Here is a 12,721-nt window from a genome sequence, read left to right as displayed (position 1 = left end):
GGCTGGACAGGCCCGGCCGGGACGGCGTTACAGCGCCCGCCCGCCATCCACCAGGATGACCGAGCCGGTGGAGTATTTCAGCGTGGTCGCGCAGGCGACGATGGCGTCGGCGACGTCGCCCGCGCCGGCGATGCGCTTCAGCGGGATGGTGGCCGCCACCTTTTCGTTGAAGGACGCGTCGCGGCCCGGCACGAAATCGGTGTCCACCACGCCCGGCGAGACCGCCATCACCCGCACCGCGGGCGCGAGCGCACGGGCGAGCGACTTGGTCATCACGTCGATGCCGGCCTTCACCGCGCAATAGGCGATGTTGCTGCCGACGCCGTTGGTGCCGGCGATCGAGGAGACGTTGACGATCAGGCCGTCGCCGCTCTCTTTCAGGAGCACGGCGGTGGCCCGCACCGCGGCGAAGCTGCCGCGCCAATTGACCGCGAACATGCGGTCGATCAGATCGTCGTCGAGGGCATCGAGATCGGCATGCTTGATCGGCTTGGTGAAGCCGGCGGCATTGACCAGGATGTCCAGCTTGCCGTGCCGCGCGCGCAGCGTCTCGGCGAGGCGCACCAGCGAGGCGCTGTCCTCGACGCTGGCCTGTTCGGCGGCATGGCCGCTGCCGGGCAGCCGCGCCACCAGCGCCTCCGCCTCCGCCGCGCGGGCGCGGTAGGTGACGGTGACGCTGGCGCCGAGCGCGGCGAGGCGCTCGGCGGTGGCGGAGCCGATCCCGCCCGATCCGCCCACCACCAAAGCGATCCGGCCGGCGAGAGGGGCGGGAGGGGTCACGACTTGAGGCCGAGAATGGCCCGCGCCTCGTCCGGCGTCGCAAGCTCGCCGCCGAGATCGTCGATGATGCGGGCCGCCTTGGTGACCTGCTCGGCATTGTCCTTGGCGAGCTGGCCGCGGCGGATCTGCACGCCGTCCTCGAAGCCGCAGCGCACATGAGCGCCCAGCGTGTAGGCGGCGGCGACCATCGGGAACATCATGCGGCCGATGCCGAACGCCGCCCAATGGGCGTTCTTCGGCAGCAGCGACTTGGCGTAAACCACGGTCTCGACGGTGCCCGGGAAGCCGTAGCGGATGCCGGTGACGATCTGGAACAGCGGCGGCTCCTCGAGCACGCCCTGCTCGATCAGCACCTTGGCGAGCTGGATGTCGCCCGAATCGAACACTTCGAGTTCCGGCTTGGACCCGGCTTCCTTCATGGCGTTCGCCATGATGGTGACGTTGCGCGGGGAATTGATCACCACGCTGTCGCCCGACCACATCGTGTTGAGGTCGAGGGTGCAGATTTCCGGCTTGATCGCGAGGACGTGCTCGACGCGCTTCTCCGGCGCCATCAGCGTGGTCCCGGGCGCATAGACCTTCGGGTCTTCGAGGCCGGGAACGAAGCGCTGGCCCGGGCCGGTGGTCAGGTTGATGACCATGCCGCAGCCGGAATCGCGGATCCGGTCCACCACCTCGCGGTAGTGCGCCAAATCCATGCTCGGCCGACCGTCGTCGTGCCGCACATGGATATGCGCGACGGCCGCACCGGCCTTGCACGAATCGATGGCGGCGTCGGCGATCTGCTTCGGCGTGCAGGGCAGGCCGGGATGCTGGGCCAAAGTCGTCTGGTTTCCTGTCACCGCGACGGTGAGGATCGTCTTACCCACTTTCAGCGTCTCCTGCTGAGCTGCTACCGTAGGACCACGGAAGCTTGACATATATAAACGACTGTTTACGGTAAACATACGTTTGAATACGTCAAGGCCCCGATTTGGTTCGCCTTGAGGGAGCAGCGCCGGAATGTCAACGGAACCGCCGCGCCTCGTGGAAGCGGGAGCGCAGGAGCAGGAGGACCGCTTCGCCGATATACGGGCGGTGCTCGCCGGCCTGACGCCGCGCGAACGCATGCTCGTGGTGGCGGAGCGCCTGTTCGCCGACGAGGGGCTGGCCGCCGTCAGCGTGCGCGGCATCACCGCCGCCGCCCAGGTCAACCTCGCCTCGCTGCATTATCATTTCGGCTCCAAGGAGGGCCTGCTCGAAGCGATTTTCGAGGCCCGCGCCAAGCCCATCGCCGACGAGCGCATGCGCAGGCTGGCCGAATGCGCGGAGGCGCCGGGGCGTCCGCCGCTCCTGGAGCAATTGCTCTTCGCCTTCCTCCATCCGGCGCTGACGCTCGGCCTCGAGCCGCGCTTCGGCGGGCCGGCCTTCGCCCGCCTGCGCGCCCGGCTCGGCTCCGAATCCGAAAAGGTGTCGCGGCGCATTCTGAGCAAGGCGTTCGACGAGAGCAGCAAGGCCTTCATGGCGGCGATGCAGGCCGCCTTGCCGGATTTGCCGCGCGGCGAATTCGCGTGGCGCTTCCATTTCCTGCTCGGAACCATGGTCTACACCATGGCCGATAGCGGGCGGATTCAGAGCTTGACCGGAAACGCCTGCGATCCCGCGGACGGCCGGGCTGCGCTCGACCATCTCATTCCGTTTCTCGCGGCGGGTTTTCGCGCCCCGAGCATTGTCGGATCCGGCGCGGCGCCTTAGGCGCCGGCGGCTCCGGCCCGTTCAATCCCCAGAAACCACCGCGTTCAATTGAGGACCGCTCGAGCATGACCAAGACTGTGTCTACCCCCATCACGATGAAGCTCATCGAGGAAGCCGCCGAAGAGCTGAAGAACTGGGGCAAATGGGGGCCGGAAGACCATATCGGCACGCTGAACTACGTGTCTCCGGAGGATGTCGTCCGCGCCGCCAGCCTGGTGCGCACCGGCAAGGTGTTCTCGCTCGCGATCGATTTCGACAATAAGGGCCCGCAGGGCGGCAAGACCAAGTTCCCGCCGGTCGGCCGCTTCAATCCGGTCCACACCATGCTGCGGTCGGGCACCGACGCTTATTCCGGCATCCTGGACAAGCGCGGCATCCGCTCGGCCGACGATCTGGTGCTTCTGCCGCTCCAGGCGGCGACCCATTGGGACGGGCTCGGCCACATCTTCTACAAAGATTATATGTGGAACGGCTATGATTGCCGCGAGGTCTCCTCGTTCGGCGCGGCCAAGGCGGGCATCGAGCATGTCCGCGACCGCATGGTCGGCCGCGGCGTGCTGCTCGACATCGCCCGGCACATGGGCGTCGAGTGCCTCGAGGACGGCTTCGCCATCACCAACGAGATCCTCGACGCCGCCTGCGCCTCGCAGAACGTGACCGTCGGGCGCGGCGACTTCCTCCTGGTGCGCACCGGCCAGATGGGCAAGCAGCACAAGCTCGGCCATTGGGACGGCTATCCCGGCGGCGACGCGCCGGGTCTCGCGTTCGAAACGCTCTATTGGCTGCACGAGAAGCAGGTCGCCGCGGTCGCCACCGACACCTGGGGCGTTGAGGTCCGCCCGAACGACAGCGACGCCAACCAGCCCTGGCACTGGATCTGCATTCCGATCATGGGCCTGACCATGGGCGAGATCTTCTTCCTGGACGAACTCGCTGCCGCCTGCGCCGCCGACAAGACCTACGACTTCATGTTCGTGGCGCCGACCTTGCCGATCACCGGCGCGGTGGGCGGCCCGGTCAATCCGATGGCGATCCGCTGATCGCCGCGCCGCCCCGGATGGCCGGGGCGGGCCGGTGACGTTAATCTCCAGGGCCGGCGCGGATCTTCGGGTCCGCGTCCAGCCCAAGTCAGGCCCGCGATCGGCTGCCGGGGAGACGCCCCGGTGCCGACCCAACGGCCCGACGACAACCAGAGGATGGGAAGAAATGCCGACAGACGACACCCGAAAGACTGCGACCGGATCGGTTTCGCGCCGCACGGTTCTCGCCCTCGCCGCGGGCGCGCTCGCGACCCCTGCGCTGATCCGCTCCGCTCATGCGGCGGGATATCCCGAGCGCTTCGTGACCTTCATCGTGCCGTTCGCCCCGGGCGGCCCGACCGACGCCATGGCGCGCGTGGTGGCGGGTCCGCTCGGCGAACTGCTCGGCCAGACCGTGGTGATCGAGAATCGCGGCGGCGCGGGCGGCAATATCGGCATCGGCGCGGTCGGGCGCGCGACGCCGGACGGCTACACGATGCTGCTGACCTCCAGCGCTTATGTGGTCAATCCGAGCCTCTACAAGACCGTGCCCTACGATCCGTTCAAGGATTTCCTGCCGGTCTCGAATCTCGGCTCCTCGCCGAACGTGTTCGTCGCCAATCCGCAGGCCGGCATCAAGACCTTGGCTGATTTGGTCAAGAAGGCCAAGGCGGAGCCGGGCAAGCTGTCTTATGCCAGCCCCGGCGCCGGCACGACGCCGCATCTCGCCATGGAACTGCTGAAGGTCCGCGCCGGCATCGACATCCTGCACGTGCCGTTCTCGGGCGCCGGCCCGGCCATGCAGGCGGTGCTGGGCAATCAGGTCCCGCTCGCCTCGACCGCGCTGCCGCCGGCCCATCCGCAGATCAAGGCCGGCAAGGTGATCGGCCTCGCCGAGACCGGCGCGAAGCGCTGGTACGATCTGCCGGACCTGCCGACCGTGATGGAATCCGGCTATCCGGACTTCGAATCGGAAACCTTCCAGGCTCTGTTCACCCCCACCGGAACGCCCCAGGCGGTGATCGACAAAATGTCGAAGTCGGTGATCGAGGTGCTGAACCGCGCCGACGTCAAGGAGCGGCTGAACAAGGCCGGCTTCGGCGTCCTGGCCCAGGGTCCCGCCGAACTGGCGGCGCTGGTCCAGAAGGAAGTGCCGATGTGGCGCGAGATCATCAAGACCAGCGGCATCTCGGCCGACTGACGCATCGACGACCAATCAAGCGGGGGGACGTTCGTTCCCGCGCCCGGAGACGGGCGCGGGCGGATGCCGTGTACCCGAAAAACCATGACCAGGAGGACGCCATGAGACCCCCTAACACCACCCCCGCGCGCAGCGGGATCGGGAAATGGATGACCGCCGGCATCGCCGCCGCGTTTGCGCTGTTCGCCGGCGCCGCATCCGCCGCCGATCCCTATCCCACCCGGCCGATCACCATCGTCGTGCCGTTCGCGCCGGGCGGCCCGACCGACCTGATCGCGCGCGTGCTCGGCGAATCGCTGCAGAAGCGGCTCGGCCAGGCGATCGTGATCGACAATCGCCCCGGCGCCGCCGGCAATACCGGCATGGGCGTCGCCGCGCGCGCCACGCCGGACGGCTACACCCTGCTCTTGACCTCGACCTCGATCGCGGTGAACGCGGCGATGTTCGACAAGCTGCCCTACGACCCGATCAAGGACTTCATCCCGATCTCGGAACTGGTGAATTCGCCCAACGTGTTCATCGTGAAGGCGGAATCCGGCATCAAGACGCTCCCCGAACTGATCGCCAAGATCAAGGCGGCCCCCGGCACCTTCAATTATTCGAGCCCGGGCGCGGGGACCAAGTCCCACATGTCCGGCGAATGGCTGAAGCTGCTCGCCACCATCGATTCCACCCATGTGCCGTATCGCGGCGCCGGGCCGGCGACCACCGCGGTGATCCAGGGCGACGTGCAATATGCCTGCGTCGCGCTGCCGCCGGCCGAATCCCTGATCAAGTCCGGCCGTCTCAATGCGCTGGCGGTCACCGGCGCGAAGCGCTGGTTCTCGCTGCCGGACGTGCCGACCATGGTCGAGCTGGGCTACAAGGATTTCGTCTCCGACACGTTCCAGGCGCTGTTCGCGCCGACCGGGACGCCGGCCGAGATCGTCGCCCGCCTGACCAAGGAGACCCGCGAGGTCATGGCGGAGCCCGCCGTCATCGAGCAGGCCCGCAAGCTCGGCTTCGAGGTGGTCAACGGCACGCCCGAGGACCTCGGCAAGCGCGTCGCCGCCGAAATCCCGGCGGTCAAGGACATCGTCGCGAAGGCCAAGATCAGGTCGGAGTGACGCGGCCGGCCGGGGTCGCGTGCCCCGGCCGCCCGCAGCGCGCCCCCGCCGCAGCGGAGGCGGATCGAAACGACGCGCCGTGGCCGCCACGGCGCGTTCGCCATGTTCAGGGGTGCCGAATGGATGCCGATCCCGCTCTCGATGGATTTCGCGCCCTCGTCGGAGAGGCCGGTCTGCTCACCGCGCCGGACCTCACGGCGCGCTATCTCACCGACCAGCGCGATTTGGTCCGGGGCGTATCCCCCGCCATCCTGCGCCCGCGTTCGACGGCGGAGGTCCAGGCGGTCGTCCGGCTCGCCCGCGCGCTCGGCTATGGCCTCGTGCCCCAGGGCGGCAACACCTCTTATGTCGGCGGCGCCACGCCCGACCGGAGCGGACGCCAGCTCGTCGTCAGCCTGGAGCGGATGGCGGGGATCCGGGAGGTGGATGCCGCCGGCTTCAGCCTGTGCGCGGATGCCGGGGCGGTGCTCGCCGATGCGCAGGCGGCGGCCGAGGCCCACGGCCTGATGCTGCCGCTCAGCCTCGGCGCGGAAGGCAGTTGCCGGCTCGGCGGCAATATCGGGACCAATGCGGGCGGCCTCAACGTCCTGCGCTTCGGCATGGCGCGCGACCAAGTCCTGGGCATCGAGGCGGTGCTGGCGGACGGCACCCTGTTCTCGGACATGCGCACGCTGCGCAAGCACAATGTCGGCTACGACCTGAAGCAGCTCTTCATCGGCGGGGAAGGGACGCTCGGCATCGTGACCGGGGTGGCGCTGAAGCTGGTGCCGAAGCCGGTCGCGCACGCCACCGCCTGGGTGGAGCTTGCCGACGGCGCGCCTTTGTCGGGGCTGCTGGCCGAGGTGCGGCGGGAAAGCGCCGATCTCGTCTCCTCGTTCGAATTCATCACCCGGAACGCGCTCGACCTGGTCAAGGACCTCGGCACGGCGGCGGGGCTGAAGGCGGGGCCGGGCGGCGCGCTGATCATCGAATTGTCCGCCTCCTCCCGGCGCGTTCCGCTCGATGCGCTGATGGAAGGAATCCTCGAAGGCATGATGGAGCACGGCTGGGTCTCGGACGCCTTCCTCGCCCAGTCGGAGAGCCAGCGGCTCGACATGTGGCGGCTGCGCGAGACGATCCCGGAAGGCGAGAAGCAGGCGGGCGGTTCGGTGAAGCTCGACATTTCCGTGCCGCTTTCGCAGCTCGACGCCTTCCTCGCCCGCGCCCGGGCGGCCGTCCGGCAGCACGATCCCGACCTCGTTTTGTCGATCTACGGCCATGTCGGCGACGGCAATGTCCATTTCAACATTCTGGTGCCGAAGGGCGCGGACCGACTCGCCTTCACGCGCGAGGTCGATGCCGGGCTGGCGCACGACATCTATGCGATCGCGGCGGATCTCGGGGGCGCCTATTCGGCGGAATACGGCATCGGCCGCATCAAGCGCGGCCTCCTCGAGCGCTATGCCGATCCCGTGCGGCTCACCTTGATGCGGCGGATCAAGGCCGCCTTCGACCCCGAGAATGCGATGAATGCCGGGGCGATGGTCGATCCGGTGCCGTAGCGCCCGATCCCGCCCCGTCGAACGCCATCCCCGAGCGGTCGATTGGTCTCAATCCGGGCATCGGTTCCGCCTCACGGATCGGCGCGCGGGGCCCGAAATCCGGCGGCGACGAAGGGGACCATCTGGCGCAGGGCTTCCTGCATATCGGAGGAATCGCACCGGCCCTGTGTCAGGGCCTGGATGCGCCCGCTGTCGGCCATGGTGTAGGTCATGGCGCCCAGCAGGAAATGGAAGCGCCAAAACAGATCATGCTCCGGCAGGTCCGGGAGCAGCGATTTCAGCACGTCGAGATAGCGCCGTCCGGAGGCGTCGAACGCGTCGGACATGATGCTGCGGCTCAGCCCCTCGGATTCGACGCTGAGCCGGGCTCTGAGCTTGCAGAAGGCCCGGCCGCCGAAACCGGTCTGCATCTCGTAGGACAAGGCGCCGTGCAGATAGGCCGCGATGACCTTTTCGAGCGTGACATCGCCGCTCGCCATCACCGCGTCGAGCCGCCGGTCGCGCTCGGCCACGATGTGCCGGGCGCGGTTGGCGAACAATTCGCCGAGAAGCTTTTCCTTCGAGCCGAAATGATAGTTCAGCGCCGCCAGGCTGACATTCGCATGGGCGGCGATGGTGCGGATGCCGACACTGTTCCAGCCATGCTCGGAAAACAGCGCCTCGGCGGAATCGATCAGGCGCTGGCGGACCGGGCGCGGATCGTCGGTGGCGTCGTGGCGAGCATTGGTCTTTGGCACGCGGGAATCCTCGAAATCATTGGGCGCCGGGCCGGGAGCCCGGAGGGATCAAGACTGCATGGTCTCGCGCCCGTGCGGTTGCGACAATCGGGAAGCAAAATCCTGTGGGGGAAGCGGCACGATCCGCGAGGGATTGGCGCGCGGGATTGAAAAATAGCCGCGCACGATATGATCGATGCGCACGGTCTCCGCAACGCCCGGCTGCTGGTAAAGGTCGCGCATGTAAGCGGAGAGGGCGGGATAGCTCTCCAGCGTGCGCAGGCTGCACCGGAACAGGCTGTGATAGACCGCGTCGAACCGCACGAGGGTGATGAACAGCCGCCAGTCCGCCTCGGTGATGCGTCCGCCGACCAGATACCGGGCGCCCGCGAGGTGCGCTTCGAGCGCATCGAGCGTGGCGAACACCTGCCGGCAGCCCTCCTCATAGGCCGCCTGCACGGCGGCGAAGCCGCAGCGATAGACGCCATTGTTCAGGCCGGCATAGATTTTTTCGTTCATCGCATCGATGTCCGCGCGCAGATCCGGCGGGTAAAAATCCTGCTTGTTCGTGGCGAAGGCGTCGAACGCCGAATTCAGCATCCGGATGATCTCGGAGGATTCGTTGTTGACGATGGTGCGTCGCGCGCGATCCCAAAGAACGGGGACGCTGGCAATCCCGCTATAAATCGGGTCGGCGGCGGCATAGGCCTCGTAGAGATAGGCGAAGCCTTCGGCGGCATCTTCCGTCGTGCCGGTGCCGTCGTCGCGGAACTCCCAGCTCATCCGCCGGTCGTTCGGCACCGCGATCGAGACGCCGATGGCCCCCTGGAGCCCCTTCAGGGCGCGGTAGAGCAGCGCGCGATGCGCCCAGGGGCATTGATAGGAGACGTAGAGGTGGTAGCGGCCGGCTTCCGCCGGGAATCCCGATGCGCCGTCGGCGGTGACCCAATTGCGGAACTGGCTGTCCTTGCGGATGTAGCGGCCGTTTTCCGTCAAGGCGTGGTTCGCCTCGGTCTCCCAGCGGCCGTCGATCATCGTCCCCATGCGCAGCTCCCGGCAAATTTCCCGCTCTTGACTAATACGAACGTTCGTATACTTCAACAGGCAGCCTCCGGCCCGGGTGAAGCACGCCGCCGCGCGATGTGCCGAACGTCATCGCGTCTCGACGGGGGGCGACAGCAAGAGGGCCGTCAGCGGGCTCCTGAGGAAATCGTCCATGACCATTGAATTGTATCACACGTCCCATTCGACCTGCAGCCAGAAGGTTCGCCTGACCCTTGCGGAGAAGGGCCTGCCGGAGCGCAATGTCGATTGGACCGAGCACGACGTCGATTTGAACAAATTTCAGCAATTGACGCCGGAATATCTGAAAATGAATCCGAACGGCGTGGTGCCGACGCTCGTTCATGACGGCGTCGCCCTCTATGAATCCTCGGCCATTCTGGAATATCTCGACGAGGTTTTCCCCGAGCCGAAAATGTCGCCGGACACCGCCGTGGGCCGCTCGCTGATGCGCGCCTGGATGCGCTATATCGACGAGGTCCCGACCGTGGCGGTGCGGGTTCCGACCTTCGCCAACATCATCGCGCCGATGCGCTTCGGCAAGACCAGCGACGCCGACTTCGCGGCCCATGCCGAGCGGCTGCCGCTGCGCAAGCAATTCTACCAGCGCATGTCGCAGAAGGGCTTCGGCAAGGCCGAACTGGACTATTCCCTGTTCCAGATGCGGCAGACGGCGGAGCGAATCGACAAGGCCGTGTCCGAGAGCGGCGGGCCGTTCATTCTGGGTCCGGCCTATAGCCTGGTCGATGCGCAGGTGATCCCGCTGATCGATCGCATGGACGATCTCGGCTACCAGGAATTGTGGGACGGCCTGCCGCACATGCAGAGCTGGTACGCCGCGGTGATGGACCGGCCCTCTTACGCCGCCACCTATTATCCCGGCGCCCGGATTTCGCAGAAATATCCGGACCATTTCCGCACGGCGGCCGAAGTGCGCGCAGAGCGCGGCTACTGATCCCGCGGCGCGGTCCAGCGGCGGCCCAGCCGGCGCTGGAAAACCGGGCGTCGGGCTCGGTCCGAGCTTGAGCTTGCCCTGGAAGCCCGGAGCGGGTCGAATGGGCCGGCCGGCCTTGGACCGCGTGAAAATAAAAAGCTTTTGGGAAGAAACTGAGGAGGGAACATGGACAAATTTGACCCCGCCCGCGCCACTGGGCGGGTGACGCGACGCGGCGCGCTGGCGCTCATCGGCGGCGGACTTGCCGCCTCGTGCCTCGCGGCGCCGGCCCGCGCTGCCGGCTATCCCGAGCGCTTCATCACTTTCATCGTCCCGTTCGCGCCCGGAGGGCCGACCGACGTGATGGCGCGCGTGGTGGCCGGCCCGCTCGGGGAACTGCTCGGCCAGACCATCGTGGTGGAGAATCGCGGCGGGGCGGGCGGCAATATCGGCATGGGTGCGGCCGCCCGGGCGGCGCCCGACGGCTACACGATGCTGCTGACCTCGAGCGCCATCGTGGTCAATCCCAGCCTCTACAAATCGCCCCCGTACGCGCCGAAGGATTTCCGGGCCGTCTGCAATCTCGGTGCGTCGCCCAACATCTTCATCGCCACGCCGGCGAGCGGGATCACCTCGATCGCGGATCTGGTGAAGCGGGCGAAGGCCGAGCCGGGCAAGCTGTCCTACGGCAGCCCCGGCGCGGGAACGACGGCGCATCTGTCGATGGAACTGCTCAAGAGCCGCGCCCAGATCGACATCGTGCACGTGCCCTATTCCGGCGCCGGCCCGGCGATGCAGGCCATCCTCGGCAACCAGATCCCCCTCGTCACGGCGGCCATCCCGCCGGCCTTTCCGCATGTCAAGGCCGGGAAGGTCATCGGACTCGGCGAAACCGGACCCGCGCGCTGGCCCGAACTCCCGGATGTGCCGACCTTGGTGGAATCGGGCTATCCGGGATTCGTCACGGAAAACTTCCAGGCCCTGTTCGCCCCGGCCGGGACGCCGGACGCCATCGTCGAGAAGGTGTCTTCCGCCCTCATCACCGTGCTGAAGCGGCCTGAAATCAAGGCGAGCCTCGCCAAGACCGGGTTCGGCGTGGTCGGTGACGGTCCGGCCGCTTTGCAGGCGCTCGTGGACAAGGAGATCCCGATGTGGCGCGACCTCATCAAGGTCGCCGGGATTTCGAACGACTGAGCCCGATCGGGCGCGTCGTCGGCGGGGTGATCCCATCCCGCCGGCCGCGCGCGGTCTCAGCCGGCCTTGTGCACGGTCTCGGCCAGAAAATGTTCCAGCCAATGGATGTCGTAGCGGCCCTCGGCGATGTCCTTGGTCCGCACCAGCGTGCGGAACAGGGGCAAGGTCGTGTCGATGCCGTCGACGACGAACTCGTCCAGCGCCCGGCGCAGGCGCATCAGGCATTCGTCGCGCGTCTTGCCGTGGACGATCAGCTTGCCCACCAGCGAATCGTAATGCGGCGGGATCGAATAGCCCTGATAGGCATTGCTGTCGACGCGGATGCCGAGCCCGCCCGGCACGTGATAATGCGTGATGCGCCCCGGGGAAGGGCGGAAGGTGGTCGGGTGCTCGGCATTCACCCGGCACTCGATCGCATGTCCCTCGAACACGATGTCGGCCTGGGTGAGGGTCATCGGCTCGCCGGCGGCGACCCGGATCTGTTCGTTGATCAAATCGATGCCGGTCACCATCTCGGTCACCGGATGCTCGACCTGGATCCGGGTGTTCATCTCGATGAAATAGAAGGCGCCGTTCTCGTAGAGGAACTCCACCGTTCCGACGCCGAGATATTTCATGTCCCGCATCGCCTTCGCCACCGTCTCGCCGATCTCGGCGCGCTGCGCGGCGGTGATGACCGGGGAGGGGGCTTCCTCCCACACCTTCTGATGGCGGCGCTGGAGCGAGCAGTCGCGCTCGCCGAGATGGATCGCGGCGCCGCGCCCGTCGCCGAGCACCTGAACCTCGATGTGCCGCGGGGTCGAGAGGTATTTCTCCAGATAGACCGCATCGTCGCCGAATGCCGCCTTGGCCTCGCTGCGCGCGGTCGACAGGGCCTGTGACAGGTCGTCGGCGGTGAGGGCGACCTTCATGCCGCGCCCGCCGCCGCCCGCCGCGGCCTTCACCAGGACCGGAAAGCCGATCTCGGCGGCGATCCGCTGCGCGTCCTCATCCGAGCCGACGCCGCCGTCGGAGCCCGGAACCACCGGGATGCCGAGCCGCTGCGCGGTCTTCTTGGCCTCGATCTTGTCGCCCATGATGCGGATATGCTCGGGCTTGGGACCGATGAAGTGAATCTTGTGGTCGGCCAGGATCTCGGCGAAGCGGGCATTCTCGGCGAGGAAGCCGTAGCCCGGATGCACCGCGTCGGCGCCGGTGATCTCGCAGGCGGCCAGCAGCGAGGGGATGTTGAGATAGCTGTCGCGCGCCGGCGGCGGGCCGATGCACACGCTCTCGTCGGCGAGCCGGACATGCATCGCGTCGGCATCCGCGGTCGAGTGCACGGCGACCGTGTCGATGCCGAGCTCCTTGCAGGCGCGCAGGATCCTCAGCGCGATCTCGCCGCGATTGGCAATCAGGATTTTCCGGAACATAAGCCGTCTCTCTCCGCCAAGC

At 67.3% G+C, this 12,721-nt stretch carries 12 protein-coding genes; 7 read left to right on the top strand and 5 right to left on the bottom strand.

Going from position 1 to position 12,721, the window contains the following annotated elements; genetic code table 11:
• Positions 1-27 precede the first annotated feature (27 nt).
• Both EDC64_RS16745 and EDC64_RS16740 read right to left on the bottom strand, forming a co-directional pair.
• Positions 28-780 carry an SDR family NAD(P)-dependent oxidoreductase gene (locus EDC64_RS16745; protein ID WP_207916122.1) on the bottom strand — a complete coding sequence of 251 codons (753 nt, stop codon included), beginning with the start codon at positions 778-780 and terminating at the stop codon, positions 28-30.
• Entirely contained in the window at positions 777-1,649 is an 873-nt protein-coding gene (locus tag EDC64_RS16740; protein ID WP_338023413.1) for a beta-keto acid cleavage family enzyme, read from the bottom strand. The genes EDC64_RS16745 and EDC64_RS16740 overlap by 4 nt, the downstream gene beginning before the upstream one ends.
• Positions 1,650-1,782: 133 nt before the next feature.
• On the opposite strand from EDC64_RS16740, the gene EDC64_RS16735 reads away from it, so the two are divergent.
• The 5 genes from EDC64_RS16735 (at position 1,783) to EDC64_RS16715 (ending at position 7,381) form a co-directional block, all read left to right on the top strand.
• Positions 1,783-2,514: a TetR/AcrR family transcriptional regulator gene (locus EDC64_RS16735; protein WP_132033447.1), complete on the top strand. Its 732-nt coding sequence runs from the start codon at positions 1,783-1,785 to the stop codon at positions 2,512-2,514.
• A gap of 65 nt (positions 2,515-2,579) precedes the next feature.
• A complete protein-coding gene (locus EDC64_RS16730) occupies positions 2,580-3,554 on the top strand; it encodes a cyclase family protein (RefSeq protein WP_245504751.1) in 975 nt (324 codons plus the stop codon).
• A 166-nt stretch (positions 3,555-3,720) separates the two neighbouring features.
• The gene (locus tag EDC64_RS16725) at positions 3,721-4,734 is read left to right on the top strand and encodes a Bug family tripartite tricarboxylate transporter substrate binding protein (RefSeq protein ID WP_132033445.1); all 1,014 of its coding nucleotides are present in this window, start codon (positions 3,721-3,723) and stop codon (positions 4,732-4,734) included.
• Between the two features lie 101 nt (positions 4,735-4,835).
• A complete protein-coding gene (locus EDC64_RS16720; protein WP_132033443.1) occupies positions 4,836-5,840 on the top strand; it encodes a Bug family tripartite tricarboxylate transporter substrate binding protein in 1,005 nt (334 codons plus the stop codon).
• A gap of 119 nt (positions 5,841-5,959) precedes the next feature.
• On the top strand, positions 5,960-7,381 hold the full coding sequence (locus tag EDC64_RS16715; RefSeq protein WP_132033441.1) for an FAD-binding oxidoreductase: 1,422 nt from the start codon (positions 5,960-5,962) through the stop codon (positions 7,379-7,381).
• Positions 7,382-7,452: 71 nt separating this feature from the next.
• On the opposite strand, the gene EDC64_RS16710 is transcribed toward EDC64_RS16715, so the two are convergent.
• Positions 7,453-8,118: a TetR/AcrR family transcriptional regulator gene (locus tag EDC64_RS16710; RefSeq protein WP_132033439.1), complete on the bottom strand. Its 666-nt coding sequence runs from the start codon at positions 8,116-8,118 to the stop codon at positions 7,453-7,455.
• A 48-nt stretch (positions 8,119-8,166) separates the two neighbouring features.
• On the bottom strand, positions 8,167-9,141 hold the full coding sequence (locus tag EDC64_RS16705) for a glutathione S-transferase family protein (protein ID WP_132033437.1): 975 nt from the start codon (positions 9,139-9,141) through the stop codon (positions 8,167-8,169).
• A gap of 172 nt (positions 9,142-9,313) precedes the next feature.
• On the opposite strand from EDC64_RS16705, the gene EDC64_RS16700 reads away from it, so the two are divergent.
• Positions 9,314-10,114, top strand: coding sequence for a glutathione S-transferase family protein (locus tag EDC64_RS16700; RefSeq protein WP_132033435.1), 801 nt, complete (start codon positions 9,314-9,316; stop codon positions 10,112-10,114).
• Between the two features lie 165 nt (positions 10,115-10,279).
• Positions 10,280-11,287, top strand: a complete 1,008-nt coding sequence (locus EDC64_RS16695; RefSeq protein ID WP_132033433.1) for a Bug family tripartite tricarboxylate transporter substrate binding protein — start codon at positions 10,280-10,282, stop codon at positions 11,285-11,287.
• A 56-nt stretch (positions 11,288-11,343) separates the two neighbouring features.
• Here the strand turns inward: EDC64_RS16695 and accC are convergent, their stop codons facing one another.
• Entirely contained in the window at positions 11,344-12,699 is a 1,356-nt protein-coding gene (gene accC / locus EDC64_RS16690) for an acetyl-CoA carboxylase biotin carboxylase subunit (RefSeq protein WP_132033431.1), read from the bottom strand.
• Between the last annotated feature and the right edge of the window lie 22 nt (positions 12,700-12,721).

Source organism: Aquabacter spiritensis (genome assembly GCF_004346185.1).
GTDB lineage: Bacteria > Pseudomonadota > Alphaproteobacteria > Rhizobiales > Xanthobacteraceae > Aquabacter > Aquabacter spiritensis.
The sequence above is the reverse complement of the archived record's forward strand: the minus strand, read 5'-3'. Positions and strand labels throughout refer to the sequence as shown.

Coding starts and splice junctions, on each gene's coding strand:
- EDC64_RS16700 (WP_132033435.1), top strand. CDS start 9,314: ATGACCATTGAATTGTATCACACGTCCCATTCGACCTGCAGCCAGAAG.
- EDC64_RS16695 (WP_132033433.1), top strand. CDS start 10,280: ATGGACAAATTTGACCCCGCCCGCGCCACTGGGCGGGTGACGCGACGC.
- EDC64_RS16715 (WP_132033441.1), top strand. CDS start 5,960: ATGGATGCCGATCCCGCTCTCGATGGATTTCGCGCCCTCGTCGGAGAG.
- EDC64_RS16735 (WP_132033447.1), top strand. CDS start 1,783: ATGTCAACGGAACCGCCGCGCCTCGTGGAAGCGGGAGCGCAGGAGCAG.
- EDC64_RS16730 (WP_245504751.1), top strand. CDS start 2,580: ATGACCAAGACTGTGTCTACCCCCATCACGATGAAGCTCATCGAGGAA.
- EDC64_RS16705 (WP_132033437.1), bottom strand. CDS start 9,141: ATGGGGACGATGATCGACGGCCGCTGGGAGACCGAGGCGAACCACGCC.
- accC (WP_132033431.1), bottom strand. CDS start 12,699: ATGTTCCGGAAAATCCTGATTGCCAATCGCGGCGAGATCGCGCTGAGG.
- EDC64_RS16720 (WP_132033443.1), top strand. CDS start 4,836: ATGAGACCCCCTAACACCACCCCCGCGCGCAGCGGGATCGGGAAATGG.
- EDC64_RS16725 (WP_132033445.1), top strand. CDS start 3,721: ATGCCGACAGACGACACCCGAAAGACTGCGACCGGATCGGTTTCGCGC.